Genomic DNA, 21,479 nt, shown 5'->3' with positions numbered 1-21,479 from the left:
TTAGGCACATCAGGCAAAGCCTTGCCAGTCAAGGCTTTGCGCATTTATTCCGATATTTACCCACAGGCCAGACCACATGTTCTGGGGATAAGCACGAAGCTGGTGTGTAATCACCGGCATGCCCCGATTGATTGCTCCCAGCAAGGACGAAAGTGCCCTGCTCCCCCCGTTTCTGGAATTGCCCGAACATGCAATCCACCTTCCGCAGTCCGAAGCCGAATTCGAAGCCGCCTTCAAGGCCATGAATGCCGAGCCTGTGCTCGGCTTTGACACGGAAAGCAAACCCATCTTCAATATCGGCCAGCAGGATAACGGCCCTCATCTGGTGCAGCTCGCCACGGCCAGCCAGGTCTGGCTGCTGCAGCTGCACAGGCCCATGGCTCTGGAAGTGTCGCGCATGGTGCTGGCTGCAGAACATATCTGCAAGGTCGGCTTCGGGCTCGATAACGATAAACACTCCCTGCCCCGCAGACTGGGAGCGCCGCTGATCAATATTCAGGATCTGGACAGCCGCTTCAAGCGGCTCGGCTATGGCCCATCGGTGGGCGTGCGTGCCGCCGCAGCGCTGGTACTCCAGCAGAGCTTTCGCAAGTCCAAGCGCACCACCACCTCCAACTGGGCCGCCGCCGAACTCAGCCCAGCCCAGCGACGCTATGCCGCCAATGACGCCCATGCCCCGGCCGTGATCTATGCGCACCTGCCCGCCTGGGAAAGCGCCCTTCCCGTCCTTCCAAGGCGCGCCCCCAGAAGTCCGAGGTCCTGAAGGCCAAGCGCCATGGGATCTGGGCCCGATGGCGGGATTCAGGCAATCATTCTCCATTGCGGCTGGCTCTCGTCTTGCGCAGAGCTCATGACGCAATCCCGTCCCGCCTTCTTGGCCTGGTAGAGCAGCGCATCGGCCTGGGCCAGTGCCTGCTCGAAATCCTGCGCGGAACTGAGTGCAGCAATGCCAAAACTGGCTGTCACCCTCAGTTGCGCAGGCAACCCTCCTAGCTCATGGCTTTGCAAGCGCTCACGCACACGCTCCACAATGGCTTGTGCTTCGAACAGTTGTACTCGCGATAGCAGCAAGACGAACTCCTCTCCGCCGAAGCGGGCAACCAGGTCACAGTTTCTGACCTGCTGAGTCAGCAGCTGCGCCAGCTGCTGCAGCACCTGATCGCCAGCTGCGTGGCCCCAGTTGTCGTTGATGTACTTGAAATGATCGATGTCCACGGCGACCACGGCCCAGGGCACCAGCCGCTGATCGGCCAGGCGCGAATCTGCGGCCTCCATGAAAGCGCGACGGTTGAGCAGGCGCGTCAAAGAGTCCCGGTTACGCTCTTCGCGCAATGTCGTCATCACATCCCTGACCGAGCAGGCCAGCAGTCCTACGGCAAACCACATTGCAAACAGAAGCGCTATGGCCTGGGTAAGCAGCCAGTATCCGGACCGGGTGAGCTCCTGCACTTCATGCACAGGCAACAGGCTGACCGCCGCCGGCCGAAACAAGGCATTGCAGACATTGAGCCCATAGGCCCAGCGCACTCCGCGCTCCAGCCAGTCCTTTGAGGAATCGGCCCTGAGAAAGGCCGGTATGGCCAGGGTCAGCTGCAGCGCCATCGCCAGCGCCAGACATTGCACGCGGACCCACAAGTTGTTCTCGATCCGGGAAAAGTAGAACAGCACGGACAGGGCGACGACAGCGATCAGAATGCCGCCGGGCACACTCGCCCCTGCAGACCCCAGCCTAAGGGAAACCCCTTGCGCCAGCGACCAGGTACCGAGCAGATACAGACATGCCGTGGCCATGGCAAACTGGCTCAGCTGCGCATTGCTCATCAGACTTTGCGCAGCCAGAGCCGTCGCGAGCAACACATAGCCGCCCACCAGCCAGAGCAGAAACAAGGCACGCGGCTGCCGGCGCTGCACATACCAGCAAGCCAGCAAGGCAAACCCGAACAGCATCACGCAAGCCGGCGCGATCAAGGCAAAGTACAAATCTGCAGGCTGGCCCAATTTTGGTTCTCCGCGCAGGAAACTGTGAATTCAACGTCATCCATTCTCCGGCGAGAAGTATCTCCGGCTTTCACTGCGGCATAAGCACATAGCCATTAGGTCGTTCTCCTGAGTCCACGACCTGCCCATAATCAATGATGCCAAAGCCCGGGCTGCGGCCTTCGAATAACTTGCCAAAGAGACACATATATGCGCTTAGAGACACTGGCCGTACATGCCGGCTATTCCCCCGATCCCACCACCAAGGCTGTGGCCGTTCCCATCTACCAGACGGTAGCCTACGCATTTGACAGTGCCCAGCATGGTGCCGACCTGTTTGATCTGAAGGTCCCGGGCAATATCTACACGCGCATCATGAACCCCACCACCGACGTGCTGGAAAAGCGCGTCGCGGCCCTGGAAGGCGGCATTGCCGCACTGGCCCTGGCATCGGGCATGGCCGCCATCACCGCCGCGATCCAGACTCTGGCCGAAACGGGTGACAACATCGTGTCGGCCAGCACGCTTTATGGCGGCACCTACAACCTGTTTTCCCACACCTTCCCGCAGCAAGGCATCGAGGTGCGCTTTGCCGATCCACGCGATCCGGCCAGCTTCGGCAAGCTGATCGACGCCAGGACCAAGGCGATATTCATCGAATCCATCGGCAACCCGCTTGGCAATGTGACCGATATCCGTGCGCTGGCCGATGTGGCACACCGACATGGCGTGCCACTGATTGTCGACAACACCGTGCCCTCTCCCTATCTGCTGCGCCCGTTCGAACATGGCGCAGACATCGTGGTGCACTCGCTGACCAAATACCTGGGCGGCCACGGCACCAGTGTGGGCGGGGCGATCGTGGACAGCGGCAAGTTCCCCTGGGCCGAGCACAAGGCGCGCTTCAAGCGCCTGAACGAGCCCGACGTCAGCTATCACGGCGTGGTCTACACCGAAGCGCTAGGCCCCGCCGCCTTCATCGGCCGCGCTCGCGTCGTGCCGCTGCGCAATATGGGCGCCGCCATCTCGCCGCAGAACGCCTTCCAGATCCTGCAAGGCATTGAAACCCTGGCCCTGCGCATGGACCGCATCTGCGAAAACACGCAGAAGATTGCCGAAACCCTGCAGCAACACCCCAAAGTGGAATGGGTGCGCTATGCCGGACTCAAGGATCACCCCGACCACGCCATCGTGCAAAAGCAGTCTGGCGGCCGTGCTTCGGGCATTCTGTCGTTCAGCCTCAAGGGCAGCGAAGGCCGTGCGGCCGGTGCGCGTTTCCTGGATGCGCTGCAGCTGTTCACGCGCCTGGTCAATATCGGCGATGCCAAGTCGCTGGCCACCCACCCCGCCTCAACCACCCACCGCCAGCTGGATCCCGATGAGCTGGCCAAGGCCGGCGTGACCGAAGGCATGGTGCGCCTGTCGGTGGGCATCGAGCATATTGACGATCTGCTGGCCGACCTGAACCAGGCACTCGAACAGGTCTGAAGCGGCTTCCCACTCTGGCGCGCGACTTCACACATCGCGCGCCAGGCGCAGTCCCGTCATCTGCCAGCGAGCCGTTGAAGGAAAGAAATTGCGATAGGTCAGCCGCGCATGGCCGGCAGGCGTGAGGCAGGAGCCTCCGCGCAGCACGTACTGGTTGACCATAAACTTGCCGTTGTACTCACCCACAGCCCCCTCGGCCACGCGAAAGCCAGGGTAGGCCGAATAGGACGACTGCGTCCACTCCCAGACCTGGCCGATTGCGGCTCCCGCGCCTGTACCTGCGACCTCGGGGTGCAGACTGCCAGGCTCGCCGAAGCGGGACACAGGCCATGCCTGCCTGCCCATCGCCGCCTCCCACTCCATCTCCGTGGGCAGGCGTGCACCGGCCCAGCGCGCATAGGCATCGGCCTCGAAGTAGGAGAGATGGCAGACAGGCCTCAGCGCATGCAGAGCCGTCACGCCATACAGGCTGAACTCCTGCCAGCCCGCCGAATCCATGCATCTCCAGTACCAGGGATGGCTCAGCTGCTGTGCCTGGCACCAGTCCCAGCCTTCGGCCAGCCACCATTGCGCCTGGCGGTAGCCGCCGTCCAGCACAAAGCGCAGAAACTCGCCATTGTTCACGGGCCTGGACGCCAGCTGCGCAGTTTGCAGGTAAACCTTGTGGCTTGGCATTTCATTGTCGAACGCAAAGCCACCGCCCTCATGGCCTATGCGGTAGATGCCGGCCTCGAGCAGCTGCCACCGCAGATCGTCAGCCGCCGGCACGAAACCAGCCTCTTCCAGGCCATCCGGCGCATAGGCCGGCCACTGCGGGTGGCAGGAAAGCAAATGCTTGATGTCGGTGAGCAGCAGCTCCTGGTGCTGCTGCTCGTGCTGCAAGCCCAGTATGAGGAGCTGGGCCACGGCTTGCTGCGTCTCCGGGCTTTGCGCTGTCATGGAGGCCAGCAATGCCAGCATCTGCTCGTCCACCGCCGCGCGATAGTCCATGACCTGGGACAGCGCCGGCCTGGTCAGCAAGCCCCGCTGGGCTCTGGGATGGCGTTCTCCCACCTGCTGGTAGTAGGAGTTGAACAGCATGCGGAAACTCTCGTCGAAAGCCCTGTGTCCGAGCTGGTGCACGGCCAGTACAAAGGTCTCGAAGAACCAGCTGGTATGGGCCAGATGCCATTTGGCAGGACTCGCATCGGGCATGGATTGCACGCAGGCGTCTTCCGCCGACAGGGGCGCTGCCAGCTTTTGCGTACAGGCTCTCACCCGTTCGAACTGCTGCGCCAGCGCCGGCCAGTCCCAGCCGACGGGCGGCGCAGAAAAGGACTCAGCCATGGCCTCAGGCATGGGCATGAATCACGGCAAACCACTGCTGCTCATCGGTCCAGACCCTGGGCCGGACAAACCCCGCGCAAGCGAGCAGATCGAGGAAATCGGACAGCGGGTATTTGTAGCTGTTCTCGGTATGGATGGTCTCGCCCCGCGCGAAATGGCGCAGGCCCTGGGGCCAGCACACCATGACGGGACGGCGCGCGCGCAAATGCATCTCTATGCGCGATGTCCGGCGGTCGAAGCGTGCCTCATGCGCCCAGTCCTGAAGATCGAAATCGCTGCCCAGCAGGCGGTTCACATGCTGGAGCACATTGAGATTGAATTCGGCCGTGACGCCCTGCTCGTCGTCGTAAGCAGCGACCAGCACCGGCTCGGGCTTGGGCAGGTCGATACCGATCAGCAGCCCGCCGTCGCCCGCCACCAGCGAATGCATATGCCGCAGCATATGCAGCGCCTGCTGGGTATCGAAGTTGCCGATCGAGGAGCCCGGATAGAACAGCTCGCGCCGTGCCTGCGGCACGCCGGGCGGCAAATGCCAGTCGCCCGTGAAATCGGCCGCTACTGCGCGTGCGCTGAGTTGCGGAAAGTCCTGCTCTAGCCTGGCCACAGCGGCCTGCAGAAACTCCACCGCGATATCCACTCCCACAAACTGCTGCGGCCCCACGCTGCGGCACAGGCGCCTGACCTTTTCGCAATTGCCCGCCCCCAGCTCGATCAGCACCTGGCAGCCCGCCATGGCCTCGGCTATTTCAGGTTCGAACCGGGTCATGATGACGGCCTCGGTTCTTGTCGGGTAGTACTCGGGCAGCCGGGTAATCTGCTCGAACAGGGCACAGCCCTGCGCGTCATAGAGGAACTTGGGGGAAATCTGGGCCTGCTGCTGCATGAGCCCCAGGGCCAGCTCCTCGCAGGACTGGGCCCGTGGGGATTGCGCCGGCATGGAAGCACCCGGCCCTGACAGCCTCGGCAAGGGGGCCAGAGGCAGGGGAATGCGCCCTGCGCGAGACAAAGACTCTATGGATGCTGCCTGCCTGTCCGGTATCGCGCGCATGCTGATTCTCCTGATGAGCTGATCGCGCGACACAGCCATTGCCCGCGCCATCCTTGCCAAGCCTGCTCAAAGCCTTCAGCCTAGCGCTGTCGACAAGCAGCGCAAGTAGGACTGCAGCCAGCGCTACTTTTACTGCATGCGCAGGCAGCAATGCTGACAAAGCCAATACTGACAAAGGCGTGCGGGCAAAAAAAATCGGTATCCCGCACTGGCGGAATACCGATCAAACATACACCCTAGCCTCCGGAGCCCCCGGGCCATGCCGGCCCATTGACCCCGTTGCACCACAGAGCCTGCGGTGCGTGCCTCGCCTGCGGGAAGAAGGCCGCCGACGAGAACACTCTTTGCCGTAAGCTATCAGAAGCGATAGCCCACGCCCACGCCCACCAGCCATGGGTCAACCTTGAACTTGGTGTCCTGGAACACGCCTGCACCGGTCACCTTGGTGCCCAGATAGACCTTCTTGACGTCGAAGTTCAGCGACCAGTTCTTGTCCAGCGCATAGTCGAAGCCGATCTGCAGCGCACCGCCGAAGCTGTTCTTCTTCACGGTCACGGCACCGTCGAGAATGCTCACGTTCGAGAAGCGTGTGTAGTTCACGCCTGCACCCACATAAGGCTTGAAGGCGCCGAAGTTGGTGAAGTGGTACTGCGCCAGCAAGGTGGGAGGCAGATGCTTGAGCGTGCCGATCTTGTCGCCGTTCAGGCGCACATCATGCTTTTGGGGAAAGGTCAGAATCAGCTCGGCAGCGATATTGGGCGTGAAGAAGTAGGACACGTCCAGCTCGGGCATCCATTTGTTGTTGATGCTGACGCCTGCGTCACCAGCAGCGCCGCCGTTGTCGCTGTCCAGATGCACGGCACGCGCACGCACCATCCAGGGGCTTGTGCCGTCAAACGAGGATTGTGCAAAAGCAGTACCGGCAGTCAGGGCGCTGGCAACGGCGGCGATTGCGATCAGAGTCTTTTTCATGGGCTTTTTCCTTGAAGAGATGGCAGAAAGCTTGTTTGCCTTCCTTGATAGTGATTGAAACAAAGCCACTCGTTTGCGGCTTTGTCCCACATCAACCCGCACACCAAGATGCCAAAGAAAAAGGCCGGCGTTGCCCTTCGGCCACGCCAGCCCCATGTCCTGATTCAGCGCAAAACCCCGCGCCGCCCACAGTGCTAGCCGCACCCTGGAGTTGTCAATGTGCGGCCCTGCCCGGACGCAGCTTGTGCCAGAGCGTCACGCAGATGACCACGGCACTGCCTATGGCCGCGCCCACCACCACATGTACCAGCAAAGGCCCCAGCGCTGCAGCCACGCCGCCCATGGGTGTAATCACCTGCTGTATCCAGTGCTCGACGGGCGTGATGCCATGCACCAGCAGGCTGCCGCCCACGAGGAACATGGCCGCAGTGCCGACAATCGACAGCCCGCGCATCAGCCAGGGGGTGAAGGCGATCAGACCACGGCCTGCTGCCTTGGCGACGCTGCCGCTCCTGTCCATCAGCCAGCCGCCCACATCGTCCATGCGCACAATGCCGGCCACCAGTCCGTAGACAAACACGGTGATGCCCAGGGCCACGGCGATCAGCACCGCCGCCTGCTCCCAGATGGGCTTGGTCGCCACGGTGCCCAGCGCAATCGCCATGATTTCGGCCGACAGAATGAAGTCCGTGCGCACGGCGCCCTTGACCTTCTGTTTTTCATACTCCATCGGGTCCATCTGCTTTTCACGTGCGGCACGCACCGATGAGGGCGCCACCCCCTTGTGAACGGCCTCCTCGGCATCGACGACGGCATCATGCACATCATGCTTTTGGTGCTTGTGAAACAGCTCCAGGATCTTCTCCACGCCTTCAAAGCACAGAAAAGCGCCCCCCACCATCAGCAAGGGCGTGATCAACCAGGGCACAAAGGCGCTGATCAAAAGCGCGGCAGGCACCAGGATGGCCTTGTTCAGCAGCGAGCCCTTGGCCACCGCCCAGACCACGGGCAGCTCCCGGTTGGCCTTCACTCCCGTGACCTGCTCGGCATTGAGTGCCAGATCGTCACCCAGCACGCCGGCCGTCTTCTGCACCGCCACCTTGGTCTGGGTAGCCACATCGTCAAGAATTGCCGTGCTCTTGCCTGCCGCGGTCTTGGTCATCAAGGCCACGTCGTCGAGCAAGCTAGCAATATCGTCTAGCAACATCAAAAGGCCGGCACCTGCCATCGCTTCTCCCGGTGGTTTGCAAAATCGCCATCATGCCTGCAAACCGTGCCACGATTGCGACAGGAAATTGCCAATCAGCTGCGCGTTCGCCACGGCCCTGGCTTTGCAGCGACAATGAGCGCCCTTATCGAACGGAAACCCTGTGACTCAAGCCATCGCCCATGCCGAACTGATTGCCAGCTACCGCAAACTTGCCGCAGAGGCCGCCAAGAAGGCGGAACTGGTCAAGGCCGCTGCAGGCAAAGGCCCCAAGACCATTGCAACGGTCAGCGAAACCGCTGCCAAGGCCGCGCGCCGCCGTGATGTGATGGCTGCCAGGCTGGCCAAGCTCGGCGTCGTTCTGCCGGACTGAGCCCCAACAAGCAGTCATCTTCCGGCAGTCTTCCTATTTGCTGGTCTTGAAGCCCTGCGTCGCCGCCCAGGCGGCCACATCGTCGCGGCGGATGGCCGCTGCCATGAGCTGCGGAAAGGCATCGGGGGTGCAGGCAAACGAGGGCACGCCCAGTGCCGCCAGCTTGGCCGCCAGTTCCGCGTCATAGGCTGGAGCTCCCTCGTCGCTGAGCGCCAGCAACGTGATGAACTGCACGCCTGCTTCCACCAGCTCGTTGGCGCGGCGTAGCAGGCCCGACTCCACACCGCCTTCGTAGAGGTCGGAGATCAGCACCAGAATGCTGTTGCGCGGCTCGCTGATCAGCCCCTGGCAATAGCCGACTGCACCATTGATATCTGTGCCACCGCCCAGTTGCACGCCAAACAGCACATCGACGGGATCGTCGAGTTTTTCCGTCAGGTCGACCACGGCCGTATCAAACACCACCAGCTTGGTGGCCACGGCCGGCAGGCTGGCCATCACCGCACCAAAGATGCTGGAATAGACCACCGAGTTGGCCATGGAGCCGCTCTGGTCAATGCACAGGATCACCTCGCGCTGCGGGCGGCGCGCCTTGCGCCCATAGCCAATCAGCGTCTCCGGAACAATGGTCTTGTATTCGGGCTGCCAATGGCGCAGGTTGGCGCGTATGGTGCGATTCCAGTCGATCTCGGCATGGCGCGGGCGTCGGTTGCGCTGGCTGCGATCCAGCGCCCCGGCCACGGCACTGCGCATGGGCTCTTCGAGCTTTTTCATCAGCTCGTCCACCACCTTGCGCACCACCAGCCGCGCCGTGGCCTTGGTGTTCTGCGGAATCACCGAGCCCAGCGAAATAAGGTCCGCCACCAGATGCACATCGGGCTGCACGTTCTCCAGCATCTCGGGCTGCAGCAGCAGCTCGCGCAGATTCAGGCGCTCCATGGCATCGCGCTGCATGACCTGCACGACCTGGCTCGGAAAGTATTTGCGGATATCCCCCAGCCAGCGCGATACCGAGGGCGAGGAGTTGCCGCGTCCGCCCTTGCGCGATGCCAGCTTGCTGTCTTCCTCGTACAAGGCGGCCAGCGCCTGGTCCATCTCCTGCAAACGGCCCGTCACACCGCCGCAACTGGCGTCAGCGGGGCTGCCCAGCACCATGCGCCAGCGCTGCAGCCGCGTGGTGGGCTGCAGCTCTTCGGACTCCTGTTGCGGCTCGGTCGCCAAATTTGCTGTTTGCTTCATCGTCACACCTTGGCCGCAGCCGCATCAAAATCGGTAGCTGTTTGGGCCTGGCCCATCAGCGCCTGAGGCAGATTCAATCCCAGCAACTCATTGAGCACGGGCAAGGCCAGCAAGGCACGCGACTCATCCCAGGGCGCGGCGTCGTCCGCAGCGCCCACGGCAGGATCGGGTGCCGCTGCGCCTCCCACAGGAGTTCGCTTGACCTTGTCACCCAGGCTTTGCCGCTCGTGATTGCTGAAAGTCGAGAAGCTGCGTCGCACCAACGGCAGAATCTGTGCAAACTGCACCTCGCCCAGACCGCTGAGCCAGGCATCGACAGCCCCCCAGATAGACTCGTCATGCAGCAATACCAGCGCCTGCTGGTTCAGAAAACCGTCCAGCCAGGCCGCCACATCCATGGGCGCCGCACCCAGCGAAAGATTGCGGTTGAACTGACGCACGATCTCGGCGCTTTCCAGCAACTGCTCGTCCAGCAGCAAACGGCAGGCCATGCCGCGCAGCAGTGCCGCTGCGGCATCCCCCATGGCCAGGCTGCGCAGTGCCAGGCGCCAGGCATCCACCGCCTGCTGCGCCTCGCCGTTGCTGGTGCGCAGCCGCAGTGCCTCATGCGCCGCCAGCACCTTGGTCTTCATGGCGGCCGCAGCATCCTCATCCATGGCCATGCAGGCCACAGGCAGGCCGATGGCGGCGCGCAGCACCAGCGAATCGATCACGCCGGCCAGCAAGGCGGTATCGGTCTGGCGCACGCTGCCGTAGCGATAGACATTGGCCAGCGGCGGCAAGGCCTGCAGCAGTTGGGCCACATCGCCCGTGGTCGCTGCACGCTGCGCCAGAGTGGCGATCAAGGCCTCGACCAGCTGCGGCAAATCGGCCAGCAATGCATCGTCGATGGCCTGCGCGATTTCGGGCAGCGAGGTCTCGGGCGTCAGGCTGGAGCGCAGCCTGGCCGTGGCGGCCTGGGCCACGGTCGCGCCATGCACGCTGGCCTCGATGATGCGCACCGCCAGTTCGGGCTCCCACTGCAGCTGCCAGCTTTCGCGGAAGGTGCCCCGGTTGCGCTGGGCATCGGTGGCGCGCACGCCCCATTCAATGCCGAGCAGGCGCAGACGGTGCAGAAAATGGCTGCGTGCCAGATCCGTGTCCTTGCGCAAATCCAGCGCCAGCAGCTTGCTTGCCGCCTCGGGCTTGAGACGCAGCGACTTCTGCTGCTGCTCGATATCACGCTGCAGCGGCACCTGGGGAACATCGGCAGGCACCTGGCCCAGCACATGGCCGACGGTCAGCTCCTCGTCGATCAACCTGAGCGGTGCGTCCTCGCCCATGCAGATCACGGTGACGATGGCCTCGTTGATTTCGTCCAGGCCGGGCACGGGCTGGCCGCGCAGCGCCGCCAGACTCTCGGACAGCCGCGTGGCCTCGATGATGTGGGCGCTGGAGCAGTCCAGATCCTTGTCGCGCAGCAGATGGGCCACGCGCGTCAGCCAGCCAGCAGTACGCAGCGTGGCTGGAGAAACCACATTTTTGATAGCTGCTTGCGCTTTACCATCAAGCGTTTGAGGCTGATTTGACTCCAAATTCGAGGACGACTGATAGCACTGCCACAGATGCTGGTACCAGCCCGGAGAAGTCACACCCGCGCCATAGCCGCTGCTGCTGGCCAGGTTTCGATAAGTCCAGGGGGCCCAGGTCGCCATTACCTTGGCCTTGGGCAGGCCCTTGAGCAGGGCGCTATCGGCCTTGGCCGTCACGCTGGCCCTGAGCGCCGGCACATGCCAGGCACCGCAGACCACGGCAATGCGCTGGTGGCCGGCCTTGCTCGCCTCGCGAATGCACTGGCGCATATGGGCTTCGCGCAGTGCTTCGCGCTTCATGTATTCCTCGCCGCGCCAATATTCGCCATCCTTGGACAGTTCTTCGCGAGCTGCCGTCATCACCTCGCCAATGCTTTCAAACAGTGCTTCGCTGTCGCCGCGCTCCTCGACCAGACGGTTCCACCAGCTCTCGCCATCGTCAAAGCCTGCGGCATGGGCCAGCCAGTCCAGCGGATCGCGGTGCAGATGCCGGGCAGCGTTTGCCGGGACCTCTTGAGGCTGCTCATGCCCGTCGCCATCCTGCATATCGGCAAGCGCCTCGGCCGGTGCCGCATCCGGCTCCTGCCCCGCATCGTTTGCTCCGTCCTCGGTATCCGCTGGCTGCGCTGCCTCATCGGCTTCATCGGCCTCCTCAGCCTCTTGCGCCGCCTTTTTGAGCGCCTCGCGTCGTGCAAACTCGATGGCCATGCCATGGGTCTGCGGCAGGTCGATAAAACGCGTGGCAACACCCTGGCGACTGGCCCACTGCAATGCCTGCCATTCGGGTGAGAACTCGGCAAACGGATAAAACGCGGCCTGGCTGGGCTCGTCCTGCATATAGACCAGCATGGCCACGGGTGGGCGCAGCTCGGCGCTTTGCAGCATGGGCAGCAGCGCCTCCCCCTCGGGCGGGCCTTCCACCAGAAGGCAATCGGGCTGCAAGGCCTCAAGCGCCTGCAGCAGACTGCGGGCACAGCCCGGGCGGTGATGGCGTATGCCAAAGAAATGAACAGAATCAGCGGAAGTGGCCATGGGCTGGGTCAATCAGAAATTCTTGAGGAGCGACTGCATTTCAATGCGGTTGGCACAGCCCAGCGAATCGAAGATTCGCGCTTGAGACGAGGCGTCTTTGTCGAAGACAGTAGCAGCGCTACGGCGAGACAAAGCAACGAAGTATCAAGGGCTGTGGCAGCCGCTCGCCGAATTACAGTTGCTCGCGGCAGGCGCGGTACAAATCCTTCCAGTCGCTACGCTCCTTGACCACGGTTTCCAGATATTCCTTCCACACCACCGTGTCCTGCACCGGGTCCTTGATCACGGCTCCCAGCAGGCCCGAGGCCACATCGGCCGCGCGCAGCACGCCATCGCCGAAATGGCCGGCCAGCGCCATGCCACTGTTGATGACCGAGATGGCCTCCGCCGTGGACAGCGTGGAGCTGGGCGACTTCACGCGCACGGTCTTGCCGTCCTCGGTCTGGCCGTGGCGCAGCTCCCGGAAGATCTGCACCACACGGCGCACCTCCTGCAGCGCAGGCGGCTCGGTTGGCAGCTGCAGCGCCCGCCCCTGCTCGGCCACGCGCTTGGTGACGATCTGCACCTCCTCATCCTGCGAGGCGGGCACAGGCAGCACCACGGTGTTGAAGCGGCGCTTCAGTGCGCTCGACAACTCGTTGACGCCCTTGTCACGGTTATTGGCCGTGGCAATGACCGAGAAGCCCTGCACGGCCTGGAACTCCATGGACAGCTCTGGCACGGGCAGCGTCTTTTCGGACAGCACGGTGATCAGCGTGTCCTGCACATCGGCGGGAATACGTGTGAGCTCCTCGATGCGCGCGATCTTGCCCAGCTTCATGGCGTTGACCAGCGGGCTGGGAATCAGTGCTTTCTCGGACGGGCCATGGGCCAGCAACTGGGCATAGTTCCAGCCATAGCGCAGCTGCTCCTCGCTGGTGCCGGCCGTGCCCTGGATCAGCATGGTCGAATCGCCGCTCACGGCCGCAGACAGATGCTCGGACACCCAGGACTTGGCCGTGCCGGGCACGCCGTACAGCAGCAAGGCGCGGTCGGTGGCCAGCGTGGACACGGCAATCTCCATCAGGCGCGCATTGCCGATGTACTTGGGGCTGAGCTCAAACCCGTTGTTGAGCTTGCCACCCATCAGGTACTGGAGCACGGCCCAGGGCGAGAGCTTCCAGTTGGGCGGGCGCGGACGGTCGTCCACCTTCTGCAGGGCATCGAGTTCTTCGGCAAATTGCGCCTCGGCGTGCTGACGTAGTACTTGGCTCATGATGACTTTCGGGTTGAATGCAGAAAAATTCGAAGGCTTAGGCGCCCAGTGCGGCATGCAGGGCCAGGCGCAGATCGACGATACGATTGAGTTGCTCGAGCACGCGCTCGTCATCCCAGGGGCGCAGACGGGCGCGCTCCAGCCGCGCCTGCTGCTCGGGCGTCAGAGTGCTTTCCTCAGCCACTGCGGCGACCTCTTCGGTCGCATCGGCCACCTTGGACACCAGCTTTTTCCAGAGCCCGGCCAGTCCTGACGGGGCTGCTGCCTCGGGCTGCTGCGGCACGGCAAGCTCCTCAGCCTGTGGAGGCTGACGCCAGAGCCGCACAAAGCGCGGCAGAACGGCCGGATGCAGGCGGCGCGCGCAGGCCAGCACGGCCTGATCGGCCTGCCAGCTATGCCAGCTGCCCGTGGCCTGCTTGCCGCCCAGCGCCTTGTCCAGTGCGTCCATCAGGGGCTCGGACATGGATTGAGAAAACACCCCAACCACCGGCATGCTGCTCTCGATGGTGTTGATGCGGTCCACCAGGCTGCCCTTGGCCTGCTGCAACTGCGTCTGCCACAGTGCCTCGCGCTCCTGCTGGCTCAGCCGGTCCAGCAGGGCCGACAGCAACGCCTGGGCCCGTGAATCGCGCTCCATGGTCTGCAGCAGCGCAATCCAGCGCACATCGGGCTGATCGCGCAGTGCCGCCAGCCAGCCCTGGCGCAAAGCGGTCTTCCAGTCGCTGCGGCGGCTCCAGTCCCAGAGCTGCTCAGGCGTCATCTCCAGGGTCTGTAGCCAGAAATCGATGGGCGCAAGCTCCACCATCTGCTGCAGCCACCAGGCTTTCACGCCCTTGATATAGGCCGGCGGCTGCAGCGCAATGCCGTCGCGCTCCCAGTCCTTGCTGCCCTCCTCGGGCGGCTCGATCTGCCATTCCCCCTTGGCATTGCGGCTCAGCATGGACTGCAGCCAGCCCAGGATGCGCAGGCTGTGCGCGCTTTGCGGCAGACGCGACAGCAGACGGGCCGCGTTCTCGCGCACCTCCTTGCTGCGATCGGTCAGCAGCTTTTCCAGCAGCGGCTCGTCCGCCATGGACAGGCCCACACCCAGGGCCAGCACCATGGGCGCACGCTCCTTGGCATTGAGCTCCTTCAAGCTGGCTTCCAGTCTGGCACGCGCCCGGTCGGCGTCGGTCTCACGTTCGCTGTGCAACAGCGCCACGCGCTGCTCGATGGAGCCCTCCTGCCAGATCAGCTCGGCATTGGCCGTCTCCTGCACGCCGCTGGCATAGCTCCACTGCGGGTTGAGCCCGGCCAGCCAGCGTCCTCGCTCGCCCAGCACCGGCGTCAGCCAGGTACGCAGCTCCACCGAACGGCGGCCTTCGTTCAAAGCATCGACCAGGAGCGCATAAGGCAAGCGCTGTCCAGCCTGATCGAGGGCATGGAACATGGGAGCCAGCATGTTCTCGGGCCCATGCTGCAGCACATCACGCATCAGGCCATGCAAGCGCTCATCCTCGGGCGCGCGGCGAGACTCGTCGGCAGGCAATGCCGGAGAGCTCAAAGGCGCACCGAGCCTGACCTGCGCACCGGGTTGCCAACCCGCCCGCTCCAGGACGGCAGCGACGGCGCTGGCTCTGAGCAGCTGTGCAGCCGTTGATGCAGCCGGCTGCAGCCAGGCGGTTTGCATGGCTTGCAAACCGGGGCTGGCTGCGGCATCGACCTGCGCGGTCAACACCGCAGGCACGGCCAGCCTGTCCGCGCCGACCAGACTTGACTGCTGCAGCGCAGCCCATAAATTGGCGCTGCTCATCGCATCTCTCCTTGGTTCTGCCAGATGGGGGACAAGGCCTGGCTGTGAGTATCCTGCTGCCAGGCACTGAGCAAGCGCCAGCGCCCCAGTTGCGGCCCACACTCCCACTCGCCAAACAGGGCCAGAGGCGTGCCGCCGCTCAGCGCCAGCAGCCGCCAGGCTTCGTCATCGGCAATCACCGCAGGCACGGGCGCCGCCTGGCTCTGTCCTGAGGGCCAGCCCACCAGCCATTGCCCCTCTACATACAGCAGCTGGGCATTCGCACACCACAGCGGCTGCACCGGCTGCAGCGCATTGGCAGCAATGCGCTCGCCCAGTTGCTGCAACGGTTCGCCCAGAGCCTTGACCGTCAGGGCTGCGGTATCGCAGCTGTCGAGTGCTTCAACCCCATTGACCGCGACCGCCCGCAGGCTCGCCCTGCCAGGGTAGAAGCTCAAGGCTGTGCGGTAAGCGCCGCCGCTCACCCAGGCCGTCTCGAACCCGCGCCCGCCCTGGGCATAGTCCAGCATCAGTGCCGCGCGCCCGGTACTGAGGCCCTGCAGCCAGACGCGGCGCTCCAGCAGGCGACCCTCGCGCTCGATCAGGCGCTGACCCAGCACCCGCCAATCGTCGCTGATGGTCTCGCCACGGGCCTGGACTTCGGCCTTGTCCATGGGCCAGCCCAGGGCAGCCATGACGTCGGCCTTCACCTCGGGGCTCAGCGAGTCACGCCGCTGCACCGCGTCCACCAGCAGCTGCCAATGGCCAAGCTGCACCAGCAGGTCACGCGGCCAGCTCGGGTGGCTGTCCACCAGCTCCCAGGCTTCCCTGATACGCGCGGCCATGCCCGTGGCCTGGGCATCCACCATGCGTGCCGCCATGGTGTTCCAGTGCTGGCGCGTCTGACTGTCGCCGGCCTGATTGGCCAGGCCGGTGCGCACCATGTCCTGCATCCACAGCGACAGCTCCTGCATGCCGCCAGCAACCTTGTCCCAGCGCTTGTCCTCGCGCTTGGCCTGCTGTCTGGCCAGAGCCTCCTGATCCGCCACTGGCGCAGCGGCAATGGCGGCCGCCTTGGCCTCTTTCTGCTCGGCTTTTTGCAGACGACCACCCAGCCAGTTGCTGACCCATTCCGGGGGCTCGCCGCCCTCCGGCACCTGGCCGCCTGCGCGCAGCAGCATCAGCGCCAGCCCATGCTTGCAGGGGAACTTGCGGCTGGGGCAGGAGCACTTGAAGGCCGGCCCGCTCAGATCGACCTGAGTCTGGTACGGCTTGCTGCCGCTGCCCTGGCATTCCCCCCAGACCGCAGCATCATTGCTGCCTGTGTTCGGCCATTTGCTCAGGGACTGCAGTCCCTTGGCCGCCTTGGATGACGCAGCATCCGGCGACAGCGCCAAAACTTCCGCTTCCGTTGCTAATACACGCGACACCAATGTCTCCCGTCCCGAATCGACGCAATATCTTGATAGTTCGAGGCGCTTACGCACCAAGGGCGAGTGCGAGACTACCCTCGGAAAACCTCGTCCGCACTTTGCTGAAACAGTGCTTTCAGCGCGGCAAAAACTGTGGTTTGACAGACCGCGCAAACCGTTGCGCGCAATACGTCAGCCTATCATCGCCATGGCACTGTGCCGATGAAAACGTGCAAAAAATCAGAACATCAAGAAGCCGGGTGACATGCATCAACCGGCTTCCTCGCCAAGCTGCGGCGCTGCTGTCCCCGGCAATCATTCAATCCGCCGACGCTGCTGCAGATGCGAGTACCGACTCCGCAGCAGTCAAGCCACGGCAAGCTTGCTACTTTTGCTTACCAATAGTATTTGACGCTCAGATTGGCCTCGCGGTCGACACCACGGAAGATGCCCGCGAAATAGGTCTTGCTGAACAGGTTGTTGATGTTCAGCGCAATGCGGTATCTGGGCGTGTCGTAGGCCACGGCCAGGTCGGCCACGGTGACCGCGTCGTTGAAGTTCAGACGGCCATCCGATGCCACGTTGTAGGGCGAACGGCCTTTGTAGCGCACACCGCCTGCCAGCATCAGACCGGGGAAAGCGCGCGGGCGGTAGTCCAGCCAGATGCTGGCCGCATGGCGCGTGGTCTGCAGGGTCTGGCGCCCCACTTCGGCGGCGCGGGTGCTTTGCGTGGTGCGAGGGTCCAGCCAGGTGTAGCTCAACAGGCTGCTGAGTTCTCGCGTCAGGCCGATGCGCGCTTCCAGCTCCAGGCCGGTGGAGCGCACTTCGCCGGTCTGGATGCTGAAGCGCGGATGGGCCGGGTCCTGCGTGATCACATTGCTCTGGCGCAGATCGAAGACCGAAGCGGTGATCAGCGTGCTGCTGCCTGCGGGCTGGTACTTCACGCCCACCTCGTACTGCTTGCCGCGACGCGGGACAAACGCGCTGCCGTCATAAGCCAGGCCGGTGGTCGGATCGAACGAGGTGGCATAGCTCGCATAAGGTGCCCAGCCGCTTTCGAACTGGTAGAGCAGGCCGGCGCTGCCTGTTGTGTCGCTATCGCTGATACGCGGCTGCGTGATGCTGTTCTGCGTGGTGCGGGCCGTATCGTGGCGCAGACTCAGATTGGCAATCCAGCGCCCGTACTGCAGCTGGTTGAGCGTGTAGATGCCGGTCTGGCGCAGGTTGGAGTGGCTGTCCTCCAGCTCGGGCATGGCGATGGACTGGCCGTATAGCGGGGCATTCAGATCCAGATCGGGTACGTCCCAGCCAAAACCCAGGCCGCCACGTTCCCTGTACCGCGTATGGTCCAGACCGAAAGCCAGGCGGTGCTGCAACTCACCCCAGCGCAAGTCTTTCTGCACGCGGCTGTCCATGGCCAGAGTCTTGCCCTTGGTGCGCTGTGCCAGATTGGCGCGCGAGATGCTGTGGCCGTCGGCCAGCACGTCCATGGCATAGATGTGACGGTAGTCGATATCGATGGTGGAATAGCGCAGGTTCTGGGAGAGCTGCCAGCCGCTGTCCGTCAGGTGTCCGAACTCATAGCCTATCGACTTGGTGTTGCGGTCGAAACGGTCAAATACCGGATCACCAGCGGTCAGCCTGGATGACAGGTTCTTGATCTGGGGGTAGGTGAACAGGCTGGGCCACCAGGACTTTGGCGTTCCCCGCTCGCGTGAGTAGCTTCCGAGCAGAGTCAGATGCGTCTGGGCGGACAGGTTCCAGCGCAGCGAAGGAGCGATGGAGATGCGGTCGTCACGCGAACCCACGGTACGAATATTGCTGTCGCGCCCCTTGAGGTTGAGCCGATAAAGCACATCACCGTTTTCACTCAGGGCGCCGCCCAGGTCGGCCGTCAGCTGGGCACGCTGGTATCGGCCGTAGGAGATGCCGACGCTGTTGACATGATCGGCTTCGGGCTTCTTGGACACCACATTGATCACGCCGCCGGGCCGCCCCTGCCCAAAGAGCACCGAGGCCGGTCCCTTGATGACCTCGATGCTCTCGAGTTCGTCGATCTCATCATTCCACGACCCGTAGGTACCGGCCGAAAACTGGCGCAGCCCGTCCTTGTAGTAGGAGCTGCCGTCGCTGAATCCCCGAATGATGGCACCCGTCATGCGCAGGTCGGCTCCCGTCACCTCCGTGGTGACGCCGGCCGTATACGACAGTGCCTGCTCGATGCTCTTGGGCGCCTGGTTCTTGATCTGTTCCTGGCTCACGATGGAGACGGAACGCGGTGTTTCCATCAGCGTGCCGCCCAGCTTGGTGGCCGTCGGGCGGTCGTTGGCCGCATAGCCGCTCATGGCCGCATCGTATTTCGAGGTCACGGTCACTTCGGACAACGCCGTTGCACCGTCCGATACAGGCTGCCCCATCTTGCGCAGCAGCAAGGCACCTTGCGGCGAACGCTGAGCCACCAGGCCGGTGCCGGCGAGCAGGCGATTGAGGGCCTGCTGCGCCGTGGCACGCTCGTGCACGCCGGGGCTGCTCAAGCCCTGGACCTGGTCCTGCGTGAACGACAGCAACAGGCCTGATTCACGACCAAAGCGATTCAACACCTCATCCAGTGAGCCTGAGGGAATGCGATAGTCACGAACCTCATCGTTACCGGTCTCGGCTGCAACTCCTGCAGACACGCCGCTCTGGGCGATGGCCTGGGACGGCATGCCCGTCCATGCTGCAGCAGCCAGAGTGCATGCCAGCAGGCGGACGGCACGAGCCGAGGCCGTGGGAGCCAGTCCTGCGCCCTCTGAGGCGCCTGAAACACAGGACAAGAAAGCAAAAGATACCGGGGAAGTCGGCGTAGTAAAAGCCATGGAGATCAAGGGCCGCAGCCCCAAGAAGCAAGGAATACACAACCCGTTCCGGCAACGAAACAGATCAGCCCGGGCGATGCGAAACCGCCCTCTTCCTGCATGTCCCGCGAAGCGGGAAAACAGACCACCTTGGAACCAAAAATTTTGAAAGACCGGGCTCAGGCTCCGACCCTCATTGAATGCTCCAGGCAGTGAAAGAACAAAATAAATAGCGCCTACCGCCTGTTCTGTATATATTTCAATACCTTTTCAATCTGAAATACAGGCATATCAAGCGGAAAGCGCTATTTATTTTGAAAAGACAGGAATCCGTGCAAGCCAGCCTCGGCAACCAGCCTAAAGTGCCCCCATGGGGCCGATGGCCAGTTCCTGCCCTCCCCACCAGCGGCGCATGGAGCGCACTTGCAGCTGCAGCAAGGTGCCCAGCGTGGCCATGATGCGCGGCACGTCATCCAGGGGGTAAGTACCGGAGACTTTGAGACCCGCTACCGCAGGATGACAAACCAGGGAAACAGTGGTGGCGGGCTGCAGCGCCTGCAGCACGGCATCCAGGCGCATATTGCGTGCCACCAGCATGCCGTCAATCCAGGCCGACTGCTCCTCGTATGCCGGCACGCCAGCAGCCACGCCTTGCATATCGAGCCAGGCCTGCTGCCCGGCCGGCAGCACGCGCTCTTGCTGCGGCTGCAGCCGTGGCCGCAGCCGCACCGCTCCTTCATAGACGGCGACCAGACTGCGCTGTCCTTCGGCGACATTCACGGTAAAGCGGGTACCCAGAGGCCACATCTCGCCCGCCTCGGTCTGCACAACCAGAGGCCTTGCAGGCTGCAGCGAATCTGCTGCAGTCACCACATGGATATCACCCGCCCGCAACAGCAACCGCCGCTCGGTGGCGCCAAAGGCAATATCCAGCGCGCTGCCACCGTTCAGCACCAGTTGCGTGCCGTCGGGCAGGGTCAAACGGCGGCGCTCACCACGCGCCGTACGCACATCGGCGACCCAGTTGCGCCAAGGCAGGTGTGCCTCCATCTGCCAGGCCGCGCCACCGCCAAGCACCAGCAGCAGCAGGGCCTGCACCGCACGACGTCGATCCCCGCCACGCCTGGATACCAGTGCGGACCTCGCCAGCGCCGCAAGCGGCGTATCGCCCAGACCTTGCAGGCGCTGCTGCACAGCCTGGATGCGCTGCCAGGCCTGCTCGTGCAAGGGGTCCTGAGCACGCCAGGCATGCCACTGCGACTGCAGCAGGGCGCTGTCCGGCTCCTCCTGCAACTGAAGCCACCACTCGACGGCCTGCCTGGCCAGGTCTGCAGGGACGTCTGGCGCCGTTGCCGGCAAGCCTTGCGCAGAGATCTCCGTTTCGGCAGAGGAAAGCCGCTGCTCGTTCATGCGGCTACCGCCGCAAAGCAGCGCATGCCGGCCTGCATCAGGTAGCGCTTGACCGTGGTGATCGAGATCCCCAGCTCCTGGGCAATCTCGGCCTGCTTCATGCCGTCGAGCTGGGACAGCAGAAAAGCCTGGCGTACCGGCACAGCAAGGCCATCGAGCATGCGGTCGATTTCGTCCAGCGCCTCGAGCAGCAAAGCCCGCTCCTCGGGGGATGGCGCCAGAACCGGCGGCAACTGAGCCAATGCCTCGAGGTAGGCGCGCTCCAGTTGCTGGCGACGGTAATGATTGGCGAGCACGCGCTGCGCCACCGTGGTCAGGAAGGCCTTGGGCTCGCGAGCCGATACCGGCTCCTGACGCGCCAGTAAGCGCAGAAACGTGTCATGCGCCAGATCGCCCGCCTGATGCACGTCGCCAAGTCTTCTTCGCAACCAGCCGTGCAACCAGCCGTGGTGCTCGGTATAGAGACGGGCAACCTCCTGGTGCAGGGGACTGGTGCTAGTTGGCATGGCGGGTTTCAGCTCTCTTTCGAGATTCCTTGGAAGGACTTAATCGGTAGTGATT

Annotated in this window: 16 protein-coding genes; 3 read left to right on the top strand and 13 right to left on the bottom strand. The window is 63.5% G+C overall.

Features of this window, described 5'->3' with window-relative positions:
- Positions 1-118 precede the first annotated feature (118 nt).
- A complete protein-coding gene (locus DJFAAGMI_RS02755; RefSeq protein ID WP_043004412.1) occupies positions 119-763 on the top strand; it encodes a 3'-5' exonuclease in 645 nt (214 codons plus the stop codon).
- 38 nt (positions 764-801) lie between these two features.
- Here the strand turns inward: DJFAAGMI_RS02755 and DJFAAGMI_RS02750 are convergent, their stop codons facing one another.
- Complete coding sequence (locus tag DJFAAGMI_RS02750) at positions 802-1,998, bottom strand: GGDEF domain-containing protein (RefSeq protein WP_211455842.1); 1,197 nt, start codon at positions 1,996-1,998, stop codon at positions 802-804.
- 189 nt (positions 1,999-2,187) lie between these two features.
- Here DJFAAGMI_RS02750 and DJFAAGMI_RS02745 point away from each other — a divergent pair, with 189 nt between their 5' ends.
- Positions 2,188-3,465 carry an O-acetylhomoserine aminocarboxypropyltransferase/cysteine synthase family protein gene (locus DJFAAGMI_RS02745; RefSeq protein ID WP_211455841.1) on the top strand — a complete coding sequence of 426 codons (1,278 nt, stop codon included), beginning with the start codon at positions 2,188-2,190 and terminating at the stop codon, positions 3,463-3,465.
- A gap of 27 nt (positions 3,466-3,492) precedes the next feature.
- Here DJFAAGMI_RS02745 and egtB read toward each other — a convergent pair whose 3' ends face one another.
- The 4 genes from egtB to DJFAAGMI_RS02725 form a co-directional block, all read right to left on the bottom strand.
- Complete coding sequence (gene egtB / locus DJFAAGMI_RS02740; RefSeq protein ID WP_211455840.1) at positions 3,493-4,809, bottom strand: ergothioneine biosynthesis protein EgtB; 1,317 nt, start codon at positions 4,807-4,809, stop codon at positions 3,493-3,495.
- Positions 4,796-5,728, bottom strand: a complete 933-nt coding sequence (gene egtD, locus DJFAAGMI_RS02735) for an L-histidine N(alpha)-methyltransferase (RefSeq protein ID WP_249333981.1) — start codon at positions 5,726-5,728, stop codon at positions 4,796-4,798. The genes egtB and egtD overlap by 14 nt, the downstream gene beginning before the upstream one ends.
- A gap of 468 nt (positions 5,729-6,196) precedes the next feature.
- On the bottom strand, positions 6,197-6,811 hold the full coding sequence (locus DJFAAGMI_RS02730; RefSeq protein WP_043004406.1) for an OmpW/AlkL family protein: 615 nt from the start codon (positions 6,809-6,811) through the stop codon (positions 6,197-6,199).
- A gap of 214 nt (positions 6,812-7,025) precedes the next feature.
- Positions 7,026-8,039, bottom strand: coding sequence for a DUF808 domain-containing protein (locus tag DJFAAGMI_RS02725; RefSeq protein ID WP_211455838.1), 1,014 nt, complete (start codon positions 8,037-8,039; stop codon positions 7,026-7,028).
- A gap of 142 nt (positions 8,040-8,181) precedes the next feature.
- Between DJFAAGMI_RS02725 and DJFAAGMI_RS02720 the strand changes: the two genes are divergently transcribed.
- On the top strand, positions 8,182-8,391 hold the full coding sequence (locus tag DJFAAGMI_RS02720) for a hypothetical protein (RefSeq protein ID WP_003056494.1): 210 nt from the start codon (positions 8,182-8,184) through the stop codon (positions 8,389-8,391).
- Between the two features lie 33 nt (positions 8,392-8,424).
- On the opposite strand, the gene DJFAAGMI_RS02715 is transcribed toward DJFAAGMI_RS02720, so the two are convergent.
- The 8 genes from DJFAAGMI_RS02715 to DJFAAGMI_RS02680 all read right to left on the bottom strand — a co-directional run bounded on the left by DJFAAGMI_RS02715 (position 8,425) and on the right by DJFAAGMI_RS02680 (position 21,424).
- On the bottom strand, positions 8,425-9,630 hold the full coding sequence (locus DJFAAGMI_RS02715; protein WP_003056497.1) for a VWA domain-containing protein: 1,206 nt from the start codon (positions 9,628-9,630) through the stop codon (positions 8,425-8,427).
- Positions 9,631-9,632: 2 nt separating this feature from the next.
- Positions 9,633-12,233, bottom strand: a complete 2,601-nt coding sequence (locus tag DJFAAGMI_RS02710) for a DUF5682 family protein (protein WP_211455837.1) — start codon at positions 12,231-12,233, stop codon at positions 9,633-9,635.
- Between the two features lie 172 nt (positions 12,234-12,405).
- Positions 12,406-13,488 carry an ATP-binding protein gene (locus DJFAAGMI_RS02705; RefSeq protein ID WP_211455836.1) on the bottom strand — a complete coding sequence of 361 codons (1,083 nt, stop codon included), beginning with the start codon at positions 13,486-13,488 and terminating at the stop codon, positions 12,406-12,408.
- A 37-nt stretch (positions 13,489-13,525) separates the two neighbouring features.
- Complete coding sequence (locus DJFAAGMI_RS02700; RefSeq protein ID WP_211455835.1) at positions 13,526-15,280, bottom strand: DUF5691 domain-containing protein; 1,755 nt, start codon at positions 15,278-15,280, stop codon at positions 13,526-13,528.
- Positions 15,277-16,656 carry an SWIM zinc finger family protein gene (locus DJFAAGMI_RS02695; RefSeq protein WP_211456705.1) on the bottom strand — a complete coding sequence of 460 codons (1,380 nt, stop codon included), beginning with the start codon at positions 16,654-16,656 and terminating at the stop codon, positions 15,277-15,279. The genes DJFAAGMI_RS02700 and DJFAAGMI_RS02695 overlap by 4 nt, the downstream gene beginning before the upstream one ends.
- A 410-nt stretch (positions 16,657-17,066) precedes the next feature.
- On the bottom strand, positions 17,067-19,379 hold the full coding sequence (locus tag DJFAAGMI_RS02690) for a TonB-dependent siderophore receptor (RefSeq protein WP_211455834.1): 2,313 nt from the start codon (positions 19,377-19,379) through the stop codon (positions 17,067-17,069).
- Between the two features lie 486 nt (positions 19,380-19,865).
- Positions 19,866-20,918 carry a FecR family protein gene (locus tag DJFAAGMI_RS02685; protein ID WP_211455833.1) on the bottom strand — a complete coding sequence of 351 codons (1,053 nt, stop codon included), beginning with the start codon at positions 20,916-20,918 and terminating at the stop codon, positions 19,866-19,868.
- Positions 20,915-21,424: a sigma-70 family RNA polymerase sigma factor gene (locus tag DJFAAGMI_RS02680; RefSeq protein ID WP_003056515.1), complete on the bottom strand. Its 510-nt coding sequence runs from the start codon at positions 21,422-21,424 to the stop codon at positions 20,915-20,917. The genes DJFAAGMI_RS02685 and DJFAAGMI_RS02680 overlap by 4 nt, the downstream gene beginning before the upstream one ends.
- Positions 21,425-21,479: the final 55 nt, after the last annotated feature.

It is taken from the genome of Comamonas brasiliensis (assembly GCF_018292285.1).
Lineage (GTDB): Bacteria > Pseudomonadota > Gammaproteobacteria > Burkholderiales > Burkholderiaceae_C > Comamonas > Comamonas brasiliensis.
Note: the sequence above shows the minus strand (reverse complement) of the source record. Positions and strands in the feature narration are given on the sequence as shown.